Here is a 26,253-nt window from a genome sequence, read left to right on the forward strand (position 1 = left end):
ACTACTTCTAAATCAGACATTTTTTCTTTTCTACCAACACCTGATTTAAATTCTAATTCACAATTCAAAGAACTTATAACTTCTAAAACTCTTAAATATTTTTTTACTATATTTGACATAGATATTGGTTGTTTTGCGACTTCAAGATACTGCATTTCAGTATCTTGACCAATATCTAATCAATTTATTTTACTTCAAATAATTACACCCAACGGGTTAATTTAATAATTAATGCGGAAAGCAAAATAATTTTTATCCTTTTAAAGTTAAAACTTCGCCATGAAATTAAATTCTATCCTAACTTTATAAAACTACAGATGTTTTGCTTGTTTTTTTCATCTATATTTTTCAATGTTTGTTTTAATTTTTCTAAAAAGGAGTAGGTTCATTAGATAATTATTATTCTGATTGTTTTTTAGTTTCTTTAGTTGTTGTTTTCCCACCAACAACCACAACAATTTCCCCTTTCGGAGATTTAGCTTCAAAGTGTTTTAAAACATCTTCCGCAGTTCCGCGAATGGTTTCTTCGTGTAGTTTTGACAATTCTCGTGAAACAGAAACTGGTCTTTCGGCACCAAAATATTGAATAAATTCGGCTAAGGTTTTTACTAATTTATGTGGCGAAACATAGAAAATCATGGTTCGGGTTTCTTCGGCAAGAGCCAAAAATCGGGTCTGTCTTCCTTTTTTCTCGGGCAAAAAACCTTCAAAAATAAAACGGTCGTTGGGCAAACCACTATTGACTAACGCTGGAACAAAAGCTGTTGCGCCAGGCAAACAATCGACTTCTATATTATTTTCAACACAAGCGCGCGTTAATAAAAATCCAGGGTCAGAAATGGCTGGCGTTCCAGCATCACTAATTAACGCAATGGTTTCTCCAGCTTGCAATCGTTTGATTAAATTCTCCACCGTTTTGTGTTCGTTATGCATGTGATGACTATGCATGTGAGTGGAAATTTCGAAGTGTTTGAGTAATTTTCCGCTAGTTCGTGTGTCTTCTGCCAAAATCAAATCGGCTTCTTTCAAAACTTTTATAGCTCTGAAAGTCATATCATCGAGATTACCAATCGGCGTAGGAACTATATACAGTTTGGACATTTATGCTGATTTTACTTGTGCTGAATTGATTTCAGAATTTCAGTATCTATTTGAATTTTTTCTCCACAATTTCCATAAAACGTTCTAAATATTCTTCTTTTCCAACCCAATAATTATAGTCTGGAATAACCATTTCGTTGATGAAATTTTTAGCTTCTTCGAGCGTGTCAAATGTGTTTAGTTGAGAAATTACGCGATTAAAATCCTCGTTACTTTCGCCAAATAAATGATTTACAAAGGCTATTCTATCGTTTAATCCTATTTCGATTGATTTCGACAACGAGGAATTCAAATTGATTAGTTTTGGTTCTCGATGCGTTGGTTCGATTTCTTCAGTAGATTTTGTGTCGGAAGAAAATAATGATACCTCATTGGGTTTAACAAAAATAGGATCAACATAATTTTCTCCCAATAAATCTTCTAATGCTACTTGTTTTGTTTCTGGTTTTATCTCAGACGCTATTTCTGCTGGCTCAATCTGTGCTTCTATTTCGCTATCGCTCACTTTTTCTTCTGGTTGCTCAACTTCCAATTCAAAGATAGGTCTGAAAATTGGCTCTTCTTGAACAACTTCGGCCTTATTTTCAGTTGCAACAGCAATTTCCTCCTCAAGTGGTTCTTCAGTTAAAATAGCTTCGGGCATATTTTCCAATTCTTCTGAAATCGAAGTTTCTTCTATTGTAGTTTCTTTTTCGATTTCGGGAATGTTATTGACAGGAATTGCGTTTTCAATAGGATTTTCTAATTTTTCTTCTAAATCATTAGCAGAAACATCATCTTTTACCAATTCAAAATTGTCTTGATAGAATTTTAAAACCGTCAGCGTTTCGTATAATTTTTGAGTTTCCTTATACAATTGGTCCACTTCCGATTTGTTTTTTAATTTTAAAATTCGGTGTGCAATACTGATTAATTCAGATTCTAATCTTTTTTTCATGTGTTTAAAATTATTTGAAATCCGCTAAAATTATTTACTAAATTTTTTTCTATCCTTTTTATTTACTCCTTGGATGAAGTTACCTTAATTAAAAATTTTCTACATTTGAAACGATGTAAAAACAATTTTTTTATATCGGTTTGTTGTCGACACAAAGTAATAAAAACTAATCCTCTTTAGCGCAAGAAAGTTACAAAATGTTTCTAGAAAATACAGTAAATCATAAAGAACAATTTGGTTGGATTGAAGTAATCTGTGGCTCCATGTTTTCTGGAAAAACCGAAGAACTCATTCGCCGATTGAAACGAGCAAAATTTGCCAAACAAAAGGTGGAAATTTTCAAGCCAACTATTGATACGCGGTATCATGATGAAATGGTGGTTTCACACGACTCAAACGAAATTCGTTCTTCACCTGTTCCTGCGGCTGCTAATATTCGAATTTTAGCACAAGGTTGTGATGTGGTTGGGATTGATGAAGCTCAGTTTTTTGACGACGAAATTATTTCGGTTTGTAATGATTTGGCTAATTCTGGCATTCGAGTAATCGTAGCCGGTTTGGATATGGATTTTAAAGGGAATCCTTTTGGACCAATGCCTGCTTTGATGGCTACTGCTGAATATGTTACTAAAGTTCATGCCGTTTGTACTCGAACAGGCAATTTAGCGCATTATAGTTTTAGAAAAACAGATAGTGACAAACTGGTTTTACTAGGCGAAACTGAAGAATATGAACCACTTAGTCGTGCAGCCTATTTCAAAGCCATGCGCGAAAACTTAGAAGTAAAAGATGCAGAGCATTTGTCTAAAGAAGATCCACGAAGCGAACTAACGCAGTAATAATTCAAAACCGCTTGACACAAACTATTAGAAATATAGCTTCCATAATCAAAGCCACTTGGATGGGGAAAAACGATGTGGCCATAATTGATAGCATTTCAATTGATAGTCGGTCGTTACAAAACGATGACAACACTTTGTTTTTCGCGCTTTCTGGACCCAATCATGATGGTCATTCCTACATAGAAGAACTAATTGATAAAGGTGTTAAGCATTTTGTGGTAACTCATATTCCAAAGAGCGTTGAGGGCAGAGCTAATTTTTTACTTGTCGAAAATACACTCGAAGCACTACAAAAATTTGCTAGCTATTATAGAAGTTTGTTTGATTTTCCCATCATTGGAATTACAGGTAGCAACGGGAAAACTATTGTAAAAGAATGGTTAAACTTCCTTTTAAGCCCCGATTACAACGTTATCCGAAGTCCGAAAAGTTATAACTCTCAAGTTGGTGTTCCACTTTCAATTTTGGCTATCAACGAAAAGCATAATTTCGGAATTTTTGAAGCGGGAATTTCTATGATGAATGAAATGGAAAAGCTTCAAAAAATTATTCAACCCAATATTGGGATTTTATGTAATATTGGTTCAGCTCATGACGAAGGATTTCCGAGTGTTGCTGAAAAAATTAAAGAAAAACTGAAACTGTTCACATCGGTTACTGTATTGATTTTAAACAAAAATAAAACGATTTTAGCGTTTGTTAACCCAAAAATAAAAACGTTTACTTGGAGTTCTGTCGATAAAACTGCTGCTGTTTTTATCACAACAAAGAAAACAGATGACCTAACGGAGTTGCAAGTCACTTATAAAGAAGATACTTTTCCTTTAACTATTCCTTTTCAGGATCAAGCATCGATTGAAAATGCTATTCATTGCATGATGGTCATGCTTTATTTAGGTTACAATTCAAAAGTGATACAAACTAGAATTTCGCAATTGTATCCTGTAGAAATGCGATTAAAAGTTAAGAATGGAAGTACTAATTGTACCCTGATTGATGATAGTTATAGTTCTGATTTTCAGTCGTTAAAAATTGCTTTGGATTTTTTGGAAAATCAAAAGCAACACAAGAAAAAAACCATTATTCTATCTGATATTTTTCAAAGTGGTTTGAATAATGAGGAATTGTATTCGCAAGTTTCACAATTAATTATTTCCAATAAAATTAATAGAGTCATTGGCATTGGGGAAACTATTTCTCAGTATAAAAATAAATTTATTAATTGTAGTACTTTCAAGAACGTATCTGAATTTACCGATGCCTTCGATAATTTGAATTTCGGAAACGAAACCATTTTAATTAAAGGTGCAAGAGATTTTCATTTTGAGAAAATCGTCTCTCTTTTAGAAGAAAAAACACATGAAACTGTTTTAGAAATTAACTTGAACGCTATTAGTCATAATTACAATTTCTTTAAGTCGAAATTGGCGCCAAACACCAAAATGATGGTTATGGTGAAAGCATTTGGTTACGGAAATGGTGGTTTTGAAATTGCAAAACTGCTCGAACATCATAAAGTAGATTATCTTGGTGTGGCATTTGCCGATGAGGGAATTTCGTTAAAAACAGCAGGAATTTCAGTTCCGATAATGGTTCTCAATCCCGAAACGACAAGTTTTTCTGCTATTATTCAACATCATTTGGAGCCTGAAATATATTCGATAAAAGGATTAAAAGCCTTCTTGAAAATTGCAGAACAAAAGAAGTTAAAACATTTCCCTATTCATATCAAAATTGATACGGGAATGCATCGTCTGGGGTTTGAGGAGGGAAATATTCAAGAATTATCTCAGATATTAAAAGGAAACGAAAGTGTCCAAGTCAAAAGTATCTTATCGCACATGGCAACAAGCGACGATATGAAGCACGATGCCTTTTCAAAATCGCAAATTGCATTGTTTGACAAGCTTTCATCTCAATTGCAGAAAGAGTTGAATTACAATTCAATACGGCATATTTTAAATACATCAGGAATTACAAATTACCCCGAAGCACAGTATGACATGGTTCGTTTAGGCATTGGTTTATATGGAATTTCAAATGATAGTGACGAACAGAAAGAACTAGAAACAGTTGGTACTTTAAAATCAATTATTTCGCAAATAAGAACAATTAGTGCAGGAGAAAGTGTAGGTTATGGACGGCGATTTATTGCCGAAAGAGAAACAAAAGTGGCCACCATTCCAATAGGCTATGCCGATGGTATTCGAAGAAGTTGGGGTCAAGGCGTTGGTTATGTTGTAATTGAAAATAAGCAAGCAAAAATTATTGGAAGTATTTGTATGGATATGTTAATGGTGGATGTTACCGATATTGATTGTAAAGAAGGAAATGCCGTACTTATTTTTGGGGAAAATCCAACAGTCAGTTTTATGGCAAAACAATTGAATACCATTCCTTATGAAATTTTAACTAGTATTTCGCAGCGCGTGAAAAGAGTTTTTTATAGAGAATAATTATATTTTTTAATAAAATAGTAAGATAATAATTATTTTAGATTCCTTATTAACCAATAAAACAAAAAAATATGGGAATGATTTCAGAATTTAAAGACTTTATTTCAAAAGGGAACGCCATGGATTTAGCCGTGGGAGTAATTATTGGAGCTGCTTTTGGCGCCATTGTAAATTCATTAGTGTCTGATGTAATTACACCAGCATTATTAAATCCTGCTTTGAAAGCAGCTCAAGTTGAAAACTTAGCCGAATTAAAAACAGAGGGTGGAATTCTTTATGGAAAATTCTTAGCAGCAGTAATTAGTTTCCTTGTTATTGCTTTCGTTATTTTTATCATGGTAAAGGCAATCAATAGCATGAAGAAAAAAGAAGAGCCTGCTGCTCCTGCTGCTCCTGCTGGACCATCACAAGAAGAATTATTGACACAAATTAGAGATTTATTAAAAAAATAATACCGCTGCATTATTTATTCTTAACTAAACCGTTTCTTAATTGAGGCGGTTTTTCTATTTAATAGCGTTATCATGATGGTATTTTTATGTAATAGCTTTTTTCTCTGTTTTATGTTCTTTTTCTATTTATTTTTGTGCTTCTTTAAATATAAATCTATAAACATAATAATATGAAAGTTGCTGTTGTTGGTGCAACCGGAATGGTTGGTGAAGTAATGCTTCAAGTTTTAGCAGAAAGAAATTTTCCTGTAACGGAATTAATTCCTGTTGCTTCTGAAAAATCTGTTGGTAAAGAGATTGAGTTCAAAGGTAAAAATTACAAAGTTGTAGGATTACAAACCGCTGTCGATATGAAAGCTGATATTGCTTTGTTTTCGGCTGGAGGTCAAACTTCTTTAGATTGGGCTCCAAAATTTGCAGCTGCAGGAACAACCGTTATTGATAACTCATCGGCTTGGCGAATGGATCCGACAAAAAAACTAATTGTACCAGAAATTAATGCGTCAGAATTAACAAAGGACGATAAAATCATTGCTAATCCAAACTGTTCTACTATTCAAATGGTCATGGTTTTAGCACCGTTACACAAACAATATAATATCAAACGTGTTATCGTTTCAACCTATCAATCGATTACTGGAACAGGAGTTAAAGCAGTGCAACAACTAGAAAACGAATACGCTGGAGTTCAAGGCGAAATGGCTTACAAATACCAAATTCATCGAAATGCTATTCCACAGTGTGATAGTTTTGAAGAAAATGGATATACCAAAGAGGAAATGAAACTCGTTCGCGAAACCCAAAAAATAATAGGTGATGCATCTATTGCTGTTACTGCAACTGCCATTAGAATTCCAGTTGTTGGTGGCCACAGTGAAGCGGTGAATGTAGAGTTTGAAAATGATTTTGATGTCAATGAAGTTCGCAACATTTTACACCATACTGATGGTGTTGTAGTTCAAGATAACAATGATACCTATACCTATCCAATGCCGTTATACGCACAAGGAAAAGACGATGTTTTTGTGGGTAGAATTCGGCGTGATGAAAGTCAGCCAAACTCACTTAATATGTGGATTGTTGCTGATAATTTGAGAAAAGGTGCTGCAACCAATACCGTTCAAATTGCGGAGTATTTGGTCGACAATAAATTAGTATAGTCTATTTTCGACTACGCGGAATTTATAAATAGGGTTTCCGTTTGATTTTGCAATTCTAAAAAATTGTTAAAATCAAACGGGTTTCTTTTTTAATATGGCTACCTTTGCATTAATGATTAATAGATTTAAAACGATTAATTTCTTTTTTGGATTGGCGGTATTGTTCTCAATGCTTTTCCAATCGTTGCATTCTATTGAGCATTTAGCAAAACAATTATCTGGCGAAAGTTGTTTTCATAAATATTCTGATAAAGCTACTTTAAATCATAGTCATTATTGGGAAAAATGTCATGTTTGCGAATATGCTTTTAGTAATTATACTGAAACAAAATTTGCAGACTTTACCCTTGAAAGCTATTCTGTTTATTTCAAAACCTCTACTTATCACAATAGTGATTTTATCCCTTTCTACTCAGGAAGTAGTTTTTCTCTTCGCGGACCGCCAATTGTTTAAATTTTCTTGACCTAACTTAGTGTTAACGAATTAGAAAACAACAAAATGCAAAAATTCAGTATGTTTTTTTGCTTGTTGTGTTTTGGTACAATTTTTAGCCAAAATACAATAAGCGGAAAAATAGTTGATAAAAACGATTTGGCATTGGAAAAAAGCCATATTCACATTTCATCAAAATCGACTAATAGTAAAAAAGATGGTTCATTCATTATTCGAAATGTTCCAAATGGTTCGACAAAAGTGTTAATCACTTATGTTGGCTACAAACCTATTGATACGATTATTGAAGTTAATGGCAATCTTGAGATTAATTTTAAGATGAAACAAAAAAGTGAACAATTGGAAGAAATTGTTGTAAAACATAAAAATAATTATTTCAATCACTCGGTTTCGGAACAAAAAATCAAAGAGAAAACCATTGAAAAATTCAGTAGTCAATCGCTAGGAAATGCACTCAAAGAAGTCTCAGGAGTTTCAATATTGAAAAGCGGAAGCACGATTGTTAAACCCGTAATTAATGGTTTGCATAGCAGCCGAGTTGGCATTTACAACAACAATGTGAAACTTGAAGACCAACAATGGGGAACCGAACATGCACCAAATTTTGATATAAATGCTGCCGGAAAAATAACGGTTTTAAAAGGCGCATCTGGTTTGCAATATGGTGGCGATGCCATTGGTGGAATTGTAATTATTGAACCTTTCAGCACCAAAAAAGACACACTTTTTGGAAAAACCATTATGACAATGGAATCCAATGGTCGTGGCGGAACTATTTCTTCTAGTTTACACAAAGGAAATTTTTGCGACTGGAGTTGGAATGCTCAAGGAAGTTTCAAATATTTTGGCGACAGAGAATCACCCGATTATATTTTGTCCAATACTGGAAACCGTGAAGCCAATTTTTCTGGCGATGTGAAATATATTGGTAAAAAATTCGATTTTTCTGCTTACTACAGTTTGTACAATGCAACCATCGGAATTTTGAGTGCTTCACATATTGGGAATGTTACCGATTTGGAGAATTCAATTGATAATCAAATACCTTCGACTGTCAGAGATTTCACTTATTCGATTAAAAATCCGAAGCAACAAGTGCAACATCATTTGGCGAAGCTGAATTACAATTTTTACATCAAAGATGGCGAATCTATTGGTTTACAATATGCTTTTCAATTCAATAATCGAAAAGAATTTGATTTGCGAACCGGTGTTTCAGATTCTAGAGCAGCTTTGGACTTAAACTTGATGACACATACTTTTAATGCCGATTATAAATTGAGCATTGACACGTGGGATTTTAAATCGGGGTTTATGGGTTCGTTTCAAAACAATTTTGCCAATCCTGCTACTGGAGTTCGCCCGTTAATTCCAAGTTATAATAAGTTTGATGCCGGAGTTTATGCTATTGTTGACAATCATATTTCGGATGATTTTTCGGTAGAAGCTGGAATTCGTTATGATTTTTCAACGATTGAAGCGACCAAATATTATCTGAAATCACGTTGGAACGAACGAAATTACAGTCCAGAATTTAACCATTTTATTGAAGGAGATTTTGGTACACAATGGTTAACCAAACCAATGTTTACTTTCCATAATTTTTCAGCAAGTGTTGGAACGCAATATTCCTTCGGAAACGAATATGAATGGTATTTCAATATCAGTCGTGCGGTTAGAAATCCAAATCCTTCTGAATTTTTTAGTGATGGATTGCATCATTCGAGTGGTATGATTGAATTGGGCGATTTGCGTTTGAAACAAGAAAAGTCGAATAAAATCAGTACTTCTTTGCAAAAACAATGGAAGAATTTCAAGGTAAACATCAATCCGTTTTTGAATTATATCGAAGATTATATGTTTTTGAAACCAGTTGGCTTTGAAACTACAATTCGCGGTGCTTTTCCAGTTTGGGAATACCAACAAATCGATGCTTTGTTGACTGGAATTGACTTGAATTCAGAATGGCAAATCAATGAACATTGGCAACATCGTTTGCTTTTATCATATGTAAACGGAAAAGATAAAACCAATGACGATTTTATTATCGATATGCCTCCGTTGAACATCAACAACCGAATTTCGTTCAACAAAAAAGATTGGAACAATCTAACACTCGAACTGCAGAGCGAAATAGTTTTTAGACAAACCCAATTCCCAAATAACAATTTTATTACAAATATTATTGTAGATGGCGAGTTAACTCCTGTAGAAGTGGATATTAGTTCGCCGCCAGCTGCGTATCATCTTTTGCATTTTGCATCTGATTTTCAATTCAAAATCGCCAATAATTCTATGGCAACACTAGGTTTTTCTGTATTTAACCTATTAGATACCAAATACAGAGATTATTTAAACCGGCAACGTTTCTATGCCGATGAAATAGGTAGAAACTTTCAAATTCAATTAAAAATTAATTATTAAAAAATGAAAACAATGAATTATTTAAACAAAACGAAAATCTTTTTTTTAGCGATTACTGCGGCAACATTTACCTCTTGTGACAATGACGATGCTCCTGTTAATGAAGAGGAATTAATTACAACTGTTATTGTAAATTTAACAAGTGGCGGACAGACAGTAACTTTTACTTCTAAAGATTTAGATGGTGATGGTCCAAATCCGCCAGTGATTACGCCTGTATCTGGCAATTTGGCTCCAAATACAACGTATACAGGGACTATTTCGTTTTTAGACGAAACCGATACACCTGCAGAAGATATAACAATTGAAGTAGAAGAAGAAGGTGCAGAGCATCAAGTATTTTATCAGGTTTCTAACAGTCTTGGAACTGTAACATATAATGACACAGATGTAAATGGCAAGCCAATAGGGTTACTCTTTACTTTAACTACTACAGGTACTGGAACAGGAAACTTCAGTGTTATTCTTAGACACGAATTAAATAAAAATGCAGCTGGTGTTTCAGCAGGTAATATCGCTAATGCTGGTGGATCAACGGATGTTGCTGTAACTTTCCCAATTGTTGTAGGGAATTAATTTTTTTTAGGTTACTTATAAAGGTTTCCTTCTTTTGAACATGCCCCAAAAAGTTAGACACTATTTGGGGCATTTTTTATGGAAGGAAAATAAAATGTAATTATGTATTTAAGTTAGAATGTTTATAATTAGCTTAAAATTTTAAGCTTTAAAATGCTTTATTTATAAATATTTAATTTTATTTTTACATTATTACTAATTGTAAAATAAAAAAATTATGAATTCAATGTTTACAAAAATTGTTAGAATTTTTTTGGGAGTTATACTTGTGGTTTTTGGTGCCAATAAGTTTTTACATTTTATTCCTATGGATGCTCCTGATTTAAATACACCAGCAGGCGATTTTATGAACTCTCTTGGATCAACAGGATATATTTTTCCTGTTGTGGGTGTTTTAGAAGTTATTATTGGAGCCCTGCTTTTGTTAAAAAAATGGATTGCTTTTGCCTTAATATTGTTAGCTCCAATTTCTATTAATATTTTACTATTCCATTTGTTTTTAGATATTCCTGGACTTTCGGTTGCTTTATTAATTGTGGTATTTAATTCGATCTTGATTTTTAAACATTGGCAGCAATACAAACCATTGTTTTATTAGGTCATTGGTTATTTTATTTTAAAAGGCGTTCAATTTATAATTTGAACGCCTTTTTTTAATATTCTATTTTTCCCACGTGTCTCATTGTTCGGATGATTCTATCTTTTCTTCTTTCGATATAAGAGCTAGAATTTGTAGCTTTATATTTTCTCGGATTAGGAAGAATGGCGGCAATTCCGGCTGCTTCTCGTTTGGTTAAATTAATTGCATCCTTTCTATACCAATATCTTGCAGCTTCTTTTGCGCCATAAACACCATTTCCCATTTCAATACTATTGAGATACACTTCCATAATCCGTTCTTTACCCCAAATTAATTCTATCAAAACAGTAAAATAGGCTTCTAATCCTTTTCTCAAATAACTTCTACCTTGCCACAGAAATATGTTTTTGGCAGTTTGTTGCGAAATCGTACTTCCACCTTTAATTCTTTTACCTTTTTGATTGTTTTTGAACGCTTTTTGCATGGCTTCGAAATCAAAGCCATTGTGCTTTAGGAAATTCCCATCTTCACTAGCGATGACCGCTTTTTGAAGATTGGGCGATATTTCCTCGAGAGGAATCCAATCGTGACTGTAAATTGCCTCTTGGTTGTCTAATTTGAATTCAATAATTCTCACGACCATCAAAGGTGTAAAAGGAATTGGAATCCATTTAAAAATAATTACAGATAAAATGGACAGTCCAAAAAACCATAAAATTATTTTTTTAAACCAACGTACAATGTTTCTAATCATATTCTAATTAACTAAATAGGCTAATTCTTTACCCACTATACTGCCAATAGCAACGCCCATTCCACCAAGTCGAACTCCGCAATATACATTATCTGAAAGTTGTTCAACAAGTGGTTTTTTGCTCGAACCCATTCCCATGATGCCACTCCATCTGTGTGAGATTTTGAATTCAGTATTTGGTAAAATTACTTCTTTTAACAATTCTTCCAATCGATTTTGAATTAAATCAGTTTGACCCAATTGTGTGGTGGTTTCCCCATCAAAATCCAAATTTCTTCCTCCTCCAATTAAAATTCTATCATCAATGTTTCTGAAATAATAATATCCTTTATCTAAATGAAAAGTGCCTTTAATATCTAAATTTGAAATAGGTTCAGTAATCAAAACTTGAGCTTTTGCGGGTCTAACCTGGTTTTTTGTTAGTTGTCCAGCAAAACCATTTGTAGCAAATAGAAGTTTTTTTGAATGGAAAGTAAAATCGCCTAAATTTATTTCTACACTGTCTTTTTTATCGTGGAAAGTTTTTACTTCAATTTGATTTAAAATCATAATATTATTATTTACAGCTTTTTGTAATAAAGCATGCATCATTTTTCCGGTGTCGATTTGCGCTTCGTAAGGATTAAAAATTAAATAGTCTTGAATGCCATTGAAATCAAATCGGTCTATCTCTTTTGTAAAAATATCATTTCTAAAAATGGGTTTCAATATTTCATTTATAAAGGAAATTTTCTGTAAACATTCGTTATAACTACTTTCCTCTTCCTTTAGAAACAATTCATAGCCACCATAAGGTTTAAAATCGATGGCGGCGTCGCCAAGGTTTTTTCGAAGTATTTGCAATCCGTTCCATCTTTTTTGAATGAGTTGGATTACTTCTTCTTCACTGTGGGATTTTAAATCGTCTAAAATTTCTGATATACTTCCAAAACACGCAAAGCCTGCATTTTTTGTACTTGCACCTTCTGGTAAAATTCCTTTTTCGAGAATTAAAATTGTACTTTCAGGATAATTTTCCCTTAAAGCCAAGGCGCAATGCAATCCAACAATTCCACTTCCAACAATGGTATAATCAATATTTGAAAACCAGTTTTTAAGTTCCCAATAACTCAGGTTCATTTTTAATTTTTTTTAAAAATAACGCTTTTGTTACTAACTACAAAAGTTATAAATATTCTTTTGTGTTTTATGTAAAGGTTTACCTTAATAACGAATTATTATTTATTAATTTTAAGTATTTCTTAGTAAAATATTAACATTTTCTTTTTTAATTCACTGAAATAAAAAAAATAGTTCTAATCTTAGAATCTAATTTTAACCAAATTAATTAAGTTATGAAACACAAGTTACTTTTGCTTACACTGCTAATAATAAGTAGTGTTGCTTTTTCCCAAACAAAAGGTTCTCCTTGGAACGCGACCACTAAAAAATCTGATATGGTTCCACTGGAAAGTAAGATGATTTTACCAGAAAAAAATCTATTTACTTTAAATTTAGAACAAGCAAAAACTTTACTGGCAAATGCTCCAGAAAGATCTGTAAGCTTGAATAATTCAAGTACATTTTTTTCTATACCCAATGAAAATGGGCAGTTAGAAAATTTTAAAGTTTTTGAAAATTCAGTTTTTGACCCAGCATTGGCAGCGCGTTATCCGGAAATCAAATCTTATGTCGGAATTGGTGTTGATAATCCTCTGAAAACAGTTTATTTTAGTTTGTCGCCTTTGGGCTGCAAATCAATGATGATTAATGTAGATAGAGGTACGGTTTTTATTGAGTCAATATCAAGTGATTATACTACTTACACAGTATATAGAAAAGCTGATAAACAAAAAGTGTTATCTCCATTTGAGTGTTCTGTTGCAGAAACAGCGATGGCAAATCCTCAAGTGATGCTTCGAAATGCCGATGACGCTACTCTTAGAACATTTAGATTAGCAGTATCTTGTACTGGAGAATATACTGCCTATTTTGGAGGAACTAAAGCGCAAGCATTGGCTGCAATTAATGCGTCGATGACCCGTGTTAATGGCGTTTTTGAAAATGATTTTGCCGTAAGAATGGTACTGATTGCAAACAACGATTTAGTGATTTATACTAACGCATCGACTGATCCTTATACAACAAGCTACAATAGTCAATTGCAAAGCACATTAACTTTGTTATTGGTGAAGCAAACTATGATGTAGGTCATTTATTTGTAAGAGCTGGTAATAACGGTAACGCTGGTTGTATTGGTTGTGTTTGTGTAAATGGTTCAAAAGGAAGTGCATTTACTTCTAGTACTATACCTACAGGAGATACATTTGATATCGATTATGTAGCTCATGAACTTGGTCATCAATTTGGGGCAAATCATACCTTTTCTATGAGTAACGAAGGAACAGGCGTTAATATGGAACCAGGTTCTGGCTCAACTATTATGGGTTATGCTGGTATAACTAGCCAAGATGTTCAAACTATTTCAGATGCTTATTTTCACGCGGTAAGTATTCAGCAAGTGACAAACAATGTTAAAAATAAAACTTGTCAAACCAATACGCCTACAGGAAATGCAATTCCAACTGCTAATGCTGGCTTGGATTATACGATTCCTGGAAGTACTCCTTTTATGTTAACTGGTTCTGGAACAGATGCCAATGGCGATGTGTTAACGTATAACTGGGAACAATTTGATAATGCATTATCTACACAAACTGGAGCTAGTTCTGCTGCCAGTGCAACAAAAACATCAGGACCAACTTTTAGATCCTATAATTCGTCAACATCACCTGTACGTTATTTTCCTAGAATTCAATCTGTTTTAGCGGGTGCAACTACAACACAAGGAACTGAAATTGCAGTAGAAGCATTGCCATCAGTTGCAAGAACTATGAATTTTAGACTTACCGTTCGTGATAATAGAGTAGGTGGTTCCGGCAACAGATCAGACGATATGATCGTGACAGTAAACGGTACGGCTGGTCCTTTTTCGGTAAGCGCGCCAAATACTGCTGTGACTTATGCGGGAAATAGTGCGCAAACCATAACTTGGAATGTAGCAGGAACGACCGCAAACGGCGTAAATTGCGCCAATGTTGATATTTTACTTTCTACGGATGGAGGATTTACCTACCCGATTACATTGTTGGCCGCCACACCAAATGATGGAACACAAGCAGTGACAATTCCAAATCTGGCCGGCACAACCAATAGAATTATGGTAAAAGGAACCAATCATATCTTCTTTGATGTATCCAATACCAATTTCACTATTACTGCTGGCTCTTCTGATACAATCGCGCCAACAGCACCAACTCTTTCAGCTTCAGGAACAACGCAAACAAGTACAAATTTATCTTGGAGTGGTGCTACTGATAATATTGGTGTTGCCGGATATGATGTCTTTAGAAACGGTACTTTAATTGGCTCTACAACAACTGCTACTGCTTTTGCAGTGACAGGTTTATTGGCGTCAACTACTTATTCTTTTATTGTGAGAGCGAAAGATGCTGCTGGAAATATATCTGCTGATAGCAACGCTGTTTCTGTTACAACTTTAGCTCCGGCAGCTGATACGACCGCGCCGTCATCGCCTGCACTATCTGCGTCTGGTACTACACAAACGACAACCAATCTTTCATGGACAGTTGCCACAGATAATGTAGCTGTTACTGGCTATGATGTTTTAAGAAACGGAACGCTAATAGGTTCTACTACTACAGCTACTACATTTGCTGTTACAGGTTTAACGGCCTCAACTTCTTATACTTTTAATGTAAGAGCAAAAGATGCTGCTGGAAATGTTTCTGTAAATAGTAATACTGTAAATGTAACAACCTTGGCAGTGTCAACAGTTACTTATTGTGTTTCTAGAGGAAATAGTACAGCTGACGAGTTTATAAATAGAGTACAACTTGGAACTATAAATAACTTATCAGGTAATAATGGTGGTTATGGCAATTTTACATCACTTTCTACCAATTTAGTTCGTGGAAGAAGTAACACAATCATCATAACGCCAGGATGGACCGGTGCAACTTTTAGTGAGGCTTATAGAGTATGGATAGATTATAACCGTGATGGTGATTTCCTAGATGCTGGTGAACAAGTATTTAATAGAAACAGAACAACGGCAACGCCGATTTCGGGAAGTTTTACAATTCCTAGTACCGCTTTGTTAGGCGCGACTAGAATGAGAGTATCAATGAAATATAATGCATCGCCAACATCTTGTGAGACCTTCTCCTTTGGTGAAGTAGAAGATTATACTGTAAACATTACATCTACAGCAAGAATAGATGAAGGCGATAGTACATTATCATTTAATTTATATCCAAATCCTGTTAAAGGGGATATTTTAAATATTTCTAATCTTGAAATGCCATCAACTTATAGAATATTTAATTTGATGGGACAAGAGTTAGCTAGAGGGAAAATTGAAAATGAAAATATCTATGTTGGGGATTTAAAAAACGGTGCTTATTTAATCGAAGTAAGCAATGGAACGGCTACAACCACCAAACGTTTTCTTAAAGAATAACATTTGTTTGAAGTATTCGGTAAAACCACTCTTTTTAGAGTGGTTTTTTGTTTTTTAGATCTTTACTAATTTATTGCTCAATAACTGTCAGCGGATGGTTTTAATCCAATGTAGCGTGATTTCTTGAATTTAGCAGACTTCTGTTTGTGTTGTTTACGTTTAATTTCTGTCCCATATTGGTTTTAATAATTATAGGTAAAAAACGTAAAAAGCTTTACAATCAAGAGCATAGATTACATATAAACACTCTATGTATAATAACTTACAGTACTAATAAAACTACTTTATTCATTGTATAAAAAGAAAAGCCACCTTTTATTTAAAAAAATGACTTCCGCTATAATAGTTATAAGTTATCTTAACTCAATAAGTTTAACACAAATGAGGGATAAATCCCCATCAATAAATTTAGAAAAATAGAAACTACTGCAACAAAATAATACACAAAAGGGACCGGTTGTTTTTCATCGGCAGACTCTTTAGTATACATTGCTAAAATCAGTTTGAAATAATATCCAATGCTAATTATTGAGTTGATTACTCCTATAATTACCAAAAATAAATATCCTGCATTTATTGCTTGACTAAACAAAATAAATTTGGCAAAAAATCCTGCAAATACTGGAATTCCTGCCATAGATAATAGAGACGCTGTTAAAATAGCAGCTAGTAATGGATTGGTTTTGCCAAGACCATTGAAATTGCTAACTGCTTGATTATCTTTATCACGTGTAACGTAAATGATTACTGCAAAAGAAGCAATACCAGCCAAAGCATAGGCTGCTGTATAATATAAAAGTGTACTACTTGCACTATTTAAACTTAAAATAGCCATCAACATAAACCCAGCGTGAGATATACCAGAAAATGCTAGCATACGTTTTACATTGTCTTGTTTTAGCGCCATTATATTTCCTACAGTCATTGAAAGAATGGAAACAACAACAATAACCATAACAAACGTCGGCATTAGCAATGCGGTCATACCACTTAATAATTTATATAAAGCAGCCATAGCAACTACTTTTGCCAATGTACCCATTGTTGCTGTCGTTATGGTTGGAGATCCTTCATAAACATCTGGAGCCCAAAAATGAAAAGGCGCAGCAGCAATTTTAAACAACATACCTATTGACATCAATGTAATGCCTATAGGAAACCAAATAGGAATTCCAGCACCTAATGATAATTCTTTAATTGCAGCAAGGTCAAAATAACCTGTAGCACCATAAATAAGGCAAATTCCAAATAAAAGAATTCCAGACGCAAACGCACCCATCAAAAAATATTTCATTCCAGCTTCATTGCTTTTAACGTCTAATCGTCGGCTTGCTGCTAAGGTGTATAATGAAATAGATAATACCTCAATTCCTAAAAAAAACATGGATAAGTTTCCAAAAGAAACCATAGCAACGGCACCAACTAAAAGGAAAATTTTGATGGCAATATAATCGGATAATTTTGTTTGATGTTCTTTATAAAAATCGCCACTAAGAGCTACCAAAAATATTGTCAGAATAATAAATAAAGCTGAAAATGCAACCGAGAATTTATCTACTATAATCATATTGTTGTAATAGGAACCCGGTGAATTGAATTCGGAAACCGTAAGACCAAGTATAGCTAATAAACCAAGTATTGTAAACGGAACCAATAGCTTTCTTAAATTGAAGATTTCAGCGATTAGACAAAAAACACCTAAACCTGATATGGCAATTAATGTATTCATTGGTTGGACTTAGTTATTAATACTGGTTAAAATTTCTTTTAAACTTGGTGATACCAAATCTACTATTGGTTTTGGATATAATCCGAAGAAAAATAAAAAGGCAATTATTGCAACAAAAGTAATGACTTCTGTAGTTGTTAGATCAGTGAAAATTTTAGAATTTGTTTCTCCTAACATTACATTTTGGAACATTTTTAACATATAGTACGCACCCAAAATTATCGTTGATCCTCCTAAAACTGCAAACCAAATATTTGCTTGACTTAAGCTATATAAAACTGTAAACTCTCCAACAAAATTAAACGTTCCTGGTAGTGCAACAGAAGCTAAAACTAATAACATGAACATGGATGTAAATTGCGGTGCTTGTGCTCTAATGCCACCCATTTCAGTAATGTCATAGGTTTCAAATCTTCTTGAAATGATTTCAGCCGCAAAGAATAACCCAACGATTACAAAACCATGAGCAATCATTTGTGAAACCGCACCACTTAAACCATCAAGCGTTAAAGTATAACAGCCGGCAGCAATCAACCCAACGTGTGCTAATGATGAATAGGCCAATAATTTTTTCAAATCCTTTTGGCGCAACGCCACTATTGAGCCATAAATAACTCCAGCGATACTTAGACCAATCAAAACAGGCATGTATTCTTTTGCTGCATTGGGCGCAATAGGTAATTGCCAGCGAATAATACTGTATAATCCCATTTTTAGCATTACACCCGAAAGTAACATTGTTCCTACTGTTGGCGCTTTTTGATACACTTTTGCTTGCCAAGTGTGAAACGGGATAATAGGAATTTTAATAGCATAAGCCAAGAAAAAGGCAAGGAATATCCAAAATTGTTCAGTAGAAGATAAATCTAATTTATACAAGTCGTCGATTAAAAAGCTTCCAGCTTTTGAATATAAATAGGCAAAAGCAACAAGCATAAATAATGAACCTCCAAGAGTGTATATAAAAAATTTTACAACCGCTTTTTTACGTTCTTCTAAATCGCCGTTGCCCCACACTAAAGCAATAAAATAGATGGGGATTAGAGCTAATTCCCAAAATATATAATATAATAATCCATCTGAAGCTAAGAAAGTTCCTGTCATTGCAAATGACATGAAAAGAACTAAAGAATATAAGTTTTTTGTATTTGAAAAATTAGTATCAAAAGAGGATAAAGTAATCAACGAGGTTAATCCGGTGGTTAATAAAACCATTGCCATCGATAGTCCATCAGCTTTCAAAGCTAATGCTATATTTGGATTGCTTATCCAGTTCCCAAAGTAGCTAATGTTTTGTCCATTGTTCAGTAGGCTAAGCAAATAAAGAGATAAACCAAAAGCACCTAAACTAAAAAGAAAGGCGATTTTAGAGGCTAATTTATTACCAGCAAAAAAAGTTGCAATTGAACCAACGAGAAGTAATAATAATACAGCAGTTACATCCATTATGTAAAAATTATTGTGGAATATGAGTTATAAATAAATAAGTAATGATGGCGCAAACTCCAATCACAAAAGCAAAAAGATATAAACCAATATTTCCATTTTGTAATTTTTTCCCCTGAGTTCCCAATCCGCTAGCAGCATGTCCTAAACTAAATACCACTTTCCCTAGAGCGGGTTCAAGAGTTGTTCTGAAAAAGTTTGAAAGTCCGTTTAACGGTTTTACTATCAAGAATGTATAAAATTCATCAACATAATATTTGTTATAAATGGTTTTTGAAAAATCAACAATTTGAGTATCCTCTTTAGGAACAAAACCTTGCTTGATGTATTTTGCATTTGCCCAAATAATTCCAATAAGTGCACCAACTAAGGCAATTCCCATCAATATAAATTCTTGTGTTCCCAGATGATGTGCTTCGTGTTTTGCTACTAAAACGGGTTCGAGAAAATGGTTCAACCACATGCTTCCTGGCAAATTAATTGCACCTCCAATTGTAGCTAAAGTTGCTAGAATTATTAAAGGTATTGTCATTAAACTTGGACTTTCATGCAAATGGTGTTTTTGCTCATCTGTTCCTCTAAATTCTCTAAAGAAAGTTAAATACATTAATCTAAACATATAAAAGGCTGTCATTATTGAAGCGATAGAAGCGGTTATCCATAACACTTTGTTGTGTTCAAATGCAACCATTAATATTTCGTCTTTTGACCAGAAACCTGCAAAAGGAAAAATTCCAGCGATTGCTAATGTTGAAATCAGCATTGTCCAGAACGTAATGGGCATCGCTTTGCGTAAACCACCCATTTTCCGCATGTCTTGTTCGCCGTGCAATCCATGAATTACCGAGCCCGAACCTAAAAATAAACACGCTTTGAAAAAAGCATGTGTAATTACATGGAAAACAGCAACCGTATAGGCACCAAGTCCTAATGCTAAAAACATTAAGCCTAATTGAGAAACGGTTGAATAAGCCAGTACTTTTTTAATATCATTTTGTAATAATCCGATAGAAGCGGCAACCAAAGCAGTAATTGCTCCAACAATAGCGATAATATTTTGAACATCTGGTGTTAAATCGAATAAAAAATTCATTCTAGTTATCATAAAGATACCAGCAGTAACCATCGTGGCTGCGTGAATTAATGCAGAAACCGGCGTTGGTCCAGCCATCGCATCAGGCAACCACGTGTATAAAGGTAATTGTGCTGATTTACCTGTTGCTCCAATGAAAAGACACAGTGCGGCGATTGATAGTAATAAAGTGTCGTTAGTGCCAGCGGTTATTGCTTCTTTCATTTCGTAGTAATTTAAACTAGAAAATAAACTGGCAAGAATGAAAATCCCGATTAAGTAGCCCAAATCTCCAATTCTGTTCATAATAAACGCTTTCTTGGCAGCATCATTGTAAGGTTGATTTTTATACCAAAACCCGATTAGCAAATAAGAACATAATCCAACGCCTTCCCAACCAATGAACATTACTAGTAAGTTGTTACCAATTACAAGCGTTATCATGAAGAAAACGAACAAATTTAAATAAGCGAAAAACTTATGCATATTCTCATCATCGTGCATGTAGCTGATAGAATATAAATGAATTAAAGAACCAATTCCTGTCACAAACAATAGCCACAAAACAGACAATTGATCCAATAAAAGGCCGAGTTCTACTTTGAAACTTGCTAATTCAAGCCAATCAAAAAGCGATAATTCAAAAGGACCACTTTTATTTATTTGCGTAAAAAAATAAAGACTTAGTAAAAAAGATACAATAACTGTAATAGTTCCAATCGCACCCGAAAAACCTTTGCTCACTTTTTTACCAAAGAAAATATTGAAAAGGAATCCAATAAACGGAGCAAGTAATAATGTTAAAGCTAAATTTGTTTCCATCGCAGATTATCCTTTTAAATTCTTTAAGTTGTCGATATCAATAGAGCCGAGATTTCTGTAGACAGATACTAAGATTGCTAATCCAACGGCAACTTCTGCTGCTGCAACAGCCATAGAGAAGAATACAAAAACTTGTCCTTCGGCATCTTGATGATAGGTGGAGAATGCTACGAATAGCAAGTTTACCGCATTTAACATTATTTCAATGGACATAAAAACGATAATAGCATTTCGGCGATACAACACTCCAAAAACACCAATACAGAAAAGAAGAACCGTTAGGAAGAGGTAATTTTCAATACCTATTATATTTAAAATATTTTCTATCATTATTTCTGGTCTTTTTCTTTTTTAGTCAATAATACTGTTCCAATCATTGCTACCAATAATAAAATAGAAGCAAATTCAAATGGAACCATATATTCGTTCAATAATACTTTTCCTAAAACCTTTATCGATTGAAAATCTTCACCGGAGCTGTCGTATTCACCCATAATTGTTTTTGAATTGATAAAAATGGTGATTAAAACAATGCTCATCAAAACAAAGATAACAACAGCACCTAGCCGTGTTATTCTAGGTTTGTGAACTTCGTCTTCTTTGTTGAGGTTCATTAACATGATGGTAAATAGCATCAATACCATAATGGCTCCTGCATAAACAATTAGTTGCACGATGGCAAGAAACTGGGCATTAAGCAACAAGTAATGTCCCATAATAGATACCATACATAATACTAAATAAATAGCGCTATGAATTGGATTTTTACTGTAAATTGTTAAGAATGCTGTTGCCAGAGTAAAGGCTGCAAGGACATAAAAAATGAGTAATACTGACGACATTAGTTGGCGTTTTTTAATTGAGTGTTTTTAACAGCTATTTCAAGAGGCATGACTAATTTATCTTTCCCATAAATAAAATCTTCTCTTTCATACAATGCTGGAACCAACTCTTTAGAAAGGGTCAAATATATAGCATCTTTTGGACATGCTTCTTCACACAATCCACAAAAAATACAACGAAGCATATTAATTTCATAAATCTCAGCATATTTTTCTTCTCTATAAAGATGTTCTTCACCTTTTTTTCTTTCCGCGGCTTTCATAGTAATGGCTTCAGCTGGGCAAGATAATGCGCAAAGTCCACATGCTGTGCAATTCTCTCGACCAAGTTCATCTCTTTTTAAGGTATGTTTTCCGCGATAAACTGGGCTGAATTCTCTAACTTGTTCCGGATATTGAATAGTAGCTTTTTTTCTAAAAAAATGTTTTATAGTAATAAGCAATCCCTTAACAATTGCCACAAGATACATTCTTTCTAAAAACGTCATTTCCTTATTGGAAACTTGCTTCTTTTTGCCAGATAACGATATATTTTGAATAGCTGTTGACATACTTCTTTATTTAAAAACTAGAATACAAACTCCGGTTGCCATAATATTTATTATTGCCAATGGAATTAATATCTTCCATCCTAAGTGCATTAATTGATCATATCTAAAACGTGGAATTGTCCATCTAATCCACATGTAGAAAAAGATAAAACCACATATTTTTAAAAATAAAACCAAAATACCAATGATGTTAGCAATATTAACACCCACATTGTCAACCATCCACTGCATTCCAGGATAGTTATAAGCTCCAAAGTATAATACAGCTAGAATTGCTGATGAAATAAACATGTTAGCATACTCGGCAAACAAGTAAAAACCCATTTTCATTGAGGAATATTCAGTATGATAACCGCCAATAAGTTCCGACTCACATTCGGCTAAATCAAAAGGCGTTCTATTGGTTTCTGCAAAAGCACAAATTAAGAAGATAAGAAAGCCAACTGGTTGATAGAAAACATTCCAGTTCATTCCAGCTTGTTGTTCTGCAATTACTTTTAAACTCAATGATCCAGACATCATCAATAAAGCAATAATAGATAATCCCATTGCAATTTCATATGAAACCATTTGCGATGCTGCTCTTACCGAGCTCATCAATGAAAATTTATTGTTAGAAGCCCATCCACCAATCATAATTCCATAAACACCTACTGATATAATTCCAAAAACATATAATATAGCCACATCGATATCTGTAGCTTGAAGGATTACGGTTCTACCAAAAATTTCTAATTTATCACCCCACGGAATTACTGCGCTGGTCATTAATGCAGTACTCATGGCAATTGCTGGTCCAACTATAAATAAAAAACGGTTGGGTGTATTGGGGAAGAATTCCTCTTTAGCAAATAATTTTGTTCCATCGGCAAGCGGTTGTAATAATCCGCCCCAACCGGCACGATTAGGACCAACTCTATCTTGCAAAAAAGCGGCAACTTTTCGTTCTGCCCAAGTAGAATACATGGCCATCAGCATGGTTATGGAAAAAACAGCAAAAATGAAAATACTCTTTTCTATGATAAATGCACTGTCCATTATTTTGTTGTTTTTAAAGGATTACCATCGATTTTCTCATTGTAGTCAATTTCAGCCATACTAATTTTTTTACGGTCAATGTCTCTTCCTTGTAAAATACCTTTTTCGGTATTAATTACAACAGTGTCCGTTTTTCCGTAGTGTTTATTTTGATTAATAACAGAGTCCTTTTCAAATTTACGTGGACCTTCAATAACCCAGTCTGAAACTTCTTTTTTGTCAAAACGACAGGTGTTACAGATGAATTCTTCTACTTCATGGTATTCATCTTTTCGAGCAGTAACTCTTTGTATTTCGTTACCAAACATCCAAACGGTCGTTTTTCCACAACATTTATCACAATCTCTGTGAGCGTTGAATGGTTTATTAAACCAAACTCTAGATTTGAAACGGAATGTTTTATCAGTTAACGCTCCAACTGGACAAACATCAATCATGTTTCCAGAAAATTCGTTATCAATGGCTGCTGAAACGCAAGTAGATATTTGAGAATGATCACCACGATTTAAAACCCCGTGTACTCTGCCATCAGTTAACTGGTCGGCTACTTCAACACAACGTTGACAAACGATACAACGGTTCATGTGTAGTTGAATTTTATCGCCAATATCTTCTGGTTCAAAAGTTCGCTTTTCTTCAATAAATCGATGTTGAAGTTTTCCGTGTTCGAAACTTAGGTTTTGCAAATCACATTCTCCTGCTTGGTCACAAACTGGACAATCTAATGGGTGATTTATCAAAAGAAATTCGGTTACGGCTTTTCTGGCTTCGGTAACTCTGTCAGATTTTTTGCTAGCTACTTCCATTCCGTCTTGACAACCTGTGACACACGATGCTACTAACTTAGGCATTGGTCGTGGGTCAGCATCGCTGCCTTTAGTAACGTCTACTAAACAGCAACGGCATTTTCCGCCAGTTCCTTTTAGTTTAGAATAATAACACATGGCTGGCGGAACAGATTCTCCACCAATCATACGAGCAGCTTGTAGGATTGTCGTTCCTGGTGCTACTTCTATTTCTTGACCGTCTATCGTTACTTTCATTTTCAAATTGTTTAAAAGTTTAAAAGTTTAAAAGTTTAAGTGTTTCCACTTTGTACTTCCAACTTTTAACTTCGTACTTTTAATTTATACTTCTTGTTTTGCTACTAGATGCTTTACTTTTTCAAATGGCTCATTCACAAAGTGATCTCTATTTTTAATTTTCTCAGGAAAACGAATATGATATTCAAATTCTTCTCTGAAGTGACGAATTGCTGCAGCAACAGGCCATGAAGCCGCGTCACCCAAAGGACAAATCGTGTTCCCTTCAATTTTTGATTGAATACTCCACAACAATTCAATATCTTCTTCGCGTCCTTGACCATTTTCTATTCTCCATAATACTTTTTCTAACCAACCTGTTCCTTCACGGCAAGGCGTGCATTGTCCACAGGATTCATGGTGGTAAAAACGTGCAAAATTCCATGTGTTTCTAACAATACAAGCTCGGTCATCATAAACAATAAATCCTCCAGAACCTAGCATAGAACCTGTTGCAAAACCACCATCTGATAAACTTTCGTAAGTCATCAAGCGGTCTTCACCAGCAGCGGTTTTATAGATTAAATTCGCTGGTAAAATGGGTACCGAACTTCCTCCTGGAACTAGTGCTTTTAAAGGTCTATCGGTTTGCATTCCGCCACAATATTGATCAGAATTGATGAATTCGTAGACAGAAACCCCTAATTCAATTTCGAAAACGCCTTGATTTTTAATATTTCCAGAGGCGGAAATTAATTTGGTTCCAGTAGAGCGACCAATTCCAATTGCGGCATAATCAGCACCAGAATTGTTCACAATCCAAGGCACAGCAGCAATAGTTTCTACATTATTAACCACAGTTGGATTCTGCCACAGTCCTTTAACCGCGGGGAAAGGTGGTTTTAATCTTGGATTTCCTCGATTTCCTTCTAAACTTTCAATTAATGCAGTTTCTTCTCCGCAAATATAAGCACCAGCACCAATTTGAACAAAAAGTTCTAAATCGTAACCAGAACCTAGTATGTTTTTTCCTAGCCAGCCAGCAGCTTTTGCTTCGGCTATTGCTTTTTCTAGAATTTTGTAAATCCACATGTATTCTCCACGAATGTAAATATAGGATAAGTTGGCACCCAAAGCATAACTTGAAGTAATCATCCCTTCAATCAATAGGTGAGGAATGTACTCCATTAAATATCTGTCTTTGAAAGTTCCAGGCTCTGACTCGTCAGCATTACATACCAAATGTCTAGGGTTTCCTGATTTTTTATCAATAAAACTCCACTTCATTCCAGCTGGGAAACCTGCGCCACCACGACCACGAAGTCCCGAAGTTTTCACTTCTTCAACCACTTCATCTGGGGTCATTTTTTTCAGGGCTTTTTCAACAGATGCATAACCGCCTTCACGACGGTATACTTCATAGGTTTTAATTCCTGGAACGTTGATTTTGTCTAATAATATTTTTCTTCCCAT

General features: G+C 34.3%; 23 protein-coding genes and 1 pseudogene. 10 read left to right on the top strand and 14 right to left on the bottom strand.

The annotated features are described in order from the left end of the window. From WFZ85_RS16540 to WFZ85_RS07655, 3 genes and pseudogenes are all read right to left on the bottom strand, one after another. Positions 1-119, bottom strand: a pseudogene (locus WFZ85_RS16540) (IS982 family transposase); the annotation flags it as partial. 280 nt (positions 120-399) lie between these two features. Beyond that, entirely contained in the window at positions 400-1,101 is a 702-nt protein-coding gene (gene rsmI, locus WFZ85_RS07650) for a 16S rRNA (cytidine(1402)-2'-O)-methyltransferase (protein WP_342695696.1), read from the bottom strand. A 46-nt stretch (positions 1,102-1,147) separates the two neighbouring features. Continuing rightward, a complete protein-coding gene (locus tag WFZ85_RS07655) occupies positions 1,148-2,038 on the bottom strand; it encodes a hypothetical protein (RefSeq protein WP_342695697.1) in 891 nt (296 codons plus the stop codon). Positions 2,039-2,235: 197 nt separating this feature from the next. On the opposite strand from WFZ85_RS07655, the gene WFZ85_RS07660 reads away from it, so the two are divergent. The 8 genes from WFZ85_RS07660 to WFZ85_RS07695 all read left to right on the top strand — a co-directional run bounded on the left by WFZ85_RS07660 (position 2,236) and on the right by WFZ85_RS07695 (position 11,000). Continuing rightward, positions 2,236-2,877 (top strand): thymidine kinase, encoded by a 642-nt coding sequence (locus tag WFZ85_RS07660; RefSeq protein WP_342695698.1) that lies wholly within the window; start codon positions 2,236-2,238, stop codon positions 2,875-2,877. 62 nt (positions 2,878-2,939) lie between these two features. Then, a complete protein-coding gene (locus tag WFZ85_RS07665; RefSeq protein WP_413789733.1) occupies positions 2,940-5,336 on the top strand; it encodes a bifunctional UDP-N-acetylmuramoyl-tripeptide:D-alanyl-D-alanine ligase/alanine racemase in 2,397 nt (798 codons plus the stop codon). Positions 5,337-5,407: 71 nt separating this feature from the next. After that, positions 5,408-5,788: a large conductance mechanosensitive channel protein MscL gene (mscL, locus tag WFZ85_RS07670; protein ID WP_342695700.1), complete on the top strand. Its 381-nt coding sequence runs from the start codon at positions 5,408-5,410 to the stop codon at positions 5,786-5,788. Between the two features lie 170 nt (positions 5,789-5,958). Next, entirely contained in the window at positions 5,959-6,948 is a 990-nt protein-coding gene (locus tag WFZ85_RS07675; protein ID WP_342695701.1) for an aspartate-semialdehyde dehydrogenase, read from the top strand. 94 nt (positions 6,949-7,042) lie between these two features. Beyond that, a complete protein-coding gene (locus tag WFZ85_RS07680) occupies positions 7,043-7,402 on the top strand; it encodes a hypothetical protein (RefSeq protein ID WP_342695702.1) in 360 nt (119 codons plus the stop codon). A gap of 45 nt (positions 7,403-7,447) precedes the next feature. Beyond that, on the top strand, positions 7,448-9,826 hold the full coding sequence (locus WFZ85_RS07685) for a TonB-dependent receptor (RefSeq protein WP_342695703.1): 2,379 nt from the start codon (positions 7,448-7,450) through the stop codon (positions 9,824-9,826). A gap of 3 nt (positions 9,827-9,829) precedes the next feature. Next, positions 9,830-10,402, top strand: a complete 573-nt coding sequence (locus tag WFZ85_RS07690; RefSeq protein ID WP_342695704.1) for a type 1 periplasmic binding fold superfamily protein — start codon at positions 9,830-9,832, stop codon at positions 10,400-10,402. A 217-nt stretch (positions 10,403-10,619) separates the two neighbouring features. Continuing rightward, the gene (locus tag WFZ85_RS07695; RefSeq protein WP_342695705.1) at positions 10,620-11,000 is read left to right on the top strand and encodes a DoxX family membrane protein; all 381 of its coding nucleotides are present in this window, start codon (positions 10,620-10,622) and stop codon (positions 10,998-11,000) included. Between the two features lie 55 nt (positions 11,001-11,055). Here the strand turns inward: WFZ85_RS07695 and mtgA are convergent, their stop codons facing one another. Continuing rightward, the gene (gene mtgA / locus WFZ85_RS07700) at positions 11,056-11,736 is read right to left on the bottom strand and encodes a monofunctional biosynthetic peptidoglycan transglycosylase (protein ID WP_342695706.1); all 681 of its coding nucleotides are present in this window, start codon (positions 11,734-11,736) and stop codon (positions 11,056-11,058) included. Positions 11,737-11,739: 3 nt separating this feature from the next. Then, positions 11,740-12,855 (bottom strand): NAD(P)/FAD-dependent oxidoreductase, encoded by a 1,116-nt coding sequence (locus tag WFZ85_RS07705; RefSeq protein ID WP_342695707.1) that lies wholly within the window; start codon positions 12,853-12,855, stop codon positions 11,740-11,742. Positions 12,856-13,070: 215 nt separating this feature from the next. Here WFZ85_RS07705 and WFZ85_RS07710 point away from each other — a divergent pair, with 215 nt between their 5' ends. Beyond that, positions 13,071-13,925 carry a reprolysin-like metallopeptidase gene (locus WFZ85_RS07710; RefSeq protein WP_342695708.1) on the top strand — a complete coding sequence of 285 codons (855 nt, stop codon included), beginning with the start codon at positions 13,071-13,073 and terminating at the stop codon, positions 13,923-13,925. Then, positions 13,901-16,258, top strand: coding sequence for a reprolysin-like metallopeptidase (locus WFZ85_RS07715; protein ID WP_342695811.1), 2,358 nt, complete (start codon positions 13,901-13,903; stop codon positions 16,256-16,258). Before WFZ85_RS07710 ends, WFZ85_RS07715 begins: the two co-directional genes overlap by 25 nt. Positions 16,259-16,616: 358 nt before the next feature. Here WFZ85_RS07715 and WFZ85_RS07720 read toward each other — a convergent pair whose 3' ends face one another. The 9 genes from WFZ85_RS07720 to nuoF all read right to left on the bottom strand — a co-directional run bounded on the left by WFZ85_RS07720 (position 16,617) and on the right by nuoF (position 26,253). Next, the gene (locus tag WFZ85_RS07720) at positions 16,617-17,987 is read right to left on the bottom strand and encodes an NADH-quinone oxidoreductase subunit N (protein WP_342695709.1); all 1,371 of its coding nucleotides are present in this window, start codon (positions 17,985-17,987) and stop codon (positions 16,617-16,619) included. Between the two features lie 9 nt (positions 17,988-17,996). Further along, positions 17,997-19,433 (bottom strand): complex I subunit 4 family protein, encoded by a 1,437-nt coding sequence (locus WFZ85_RS07725; protein WP_342695710.1) that lies wholly within the window; start codon positions 19,431-19,433, stop codon positions 17,997-17,999. 10 nt (positions 19,434-19,443) lie between these two features. Then, complete coding sequence (gene nuoL, locus WFZ85_RS07730; RefSeq protein WP_342695711.1) at positions 19,444-21,327, bottom strand: NADH-quinone oxidoreductase subunit L; 1,884 nt, start codon at positions 21,325-21,327, stop codon at positions 19,444-19,446. A 6-nt stretch (positions 21,328-21,333) separates the two neighbouring features. Next, a complete protein-coding gene (gene nuoK / locus WFZ85_RS07735) occupies positions 21,334-21,654 on the bottom strand; it encodes an NADH-quinone oxidoreductase subunit NuoK (protein WP_342695812.1) in 321 nt (106 codons plus the stop codon). A gap of 2 nt (positions 21,655-21,656) precedes the next feature. Further along, entirely contained in the window at positions 21,657-22,169 is a 513-nt protein-coding gene (locus WFZ85_RS07740) for an NADH-quinone oxidoreductase subunit J family protein (protein ID WP_342695712.1), read from the bottom strand. Further along, on the bottom strand, positions 22,169-22,720 hold the full coding sequence (locus WFZ85_RS07745; protein ID WP_342695713.1) for a NuoI/complex I 23 kDa subunit family protein: 552 nt from the start codon (positions 22,718-22,720) through the stop codon (positions 22,169-22,171). Before WFZ85_RS07745 ends, WFZ85_RS07740 begins: the two co-directional genes overlap by 1 nt. A gap of 6 nt (positions 22,721-22,726) precedes the next feature. After that, positions 22,727-23,758 carry an NADH-quinone oxidoreductase subunit NuoH gene (gene nuoH / locus WFZ85_RS07750; RefSeq protein WP_342695714.1) on the bottom strand — a complete coding sequence of 344 codons (1,032 nt, stop codon included), beginning with the start codon at positions 23,756-23,758 and terminating at the stop codon, positions 22,727-22,729. Beyond that, positions 23,758-24,801 (bottom strand): NADH-quinone oxidoreductase subunit G, encoded by a 1,044-nt coding sequence (locus WFZ85_RS07755; protein ID WP_342695715.1) that lies wholly within the window; start codon positions 24,799-24,801, stop codon positions 23,758-23,760. The genes nuoH and WFZ85_RS07755 overlap by 1 nt, the downstream gene beginning before the upstream one ends. A gap of 84 nt (positions 24,802-24,885) precedes the next feature. Next, positions 24,886-26,253: an NADH-quinone oxidoreductase subunit NuoF gene (nuoF, locus tag WFZ85_RS07760; protein WP_342695716.1), complete on the bottom strand. Its 1,368-nt coding sequence runs from the start codon at positions 26,251-26,253 to the stop codon at positions 24,886-24,888.

Origin of the sequence: Flavobacterium aureirubrum, assembly GCF_038739835.1 — a bacterium.
GTDB lineage: Bacteria > Bacteroidota > Bacteroidia > Flavobacteriales > Flavobacteriaceae > Flavobacterium > Flavobacterium aureirubrum.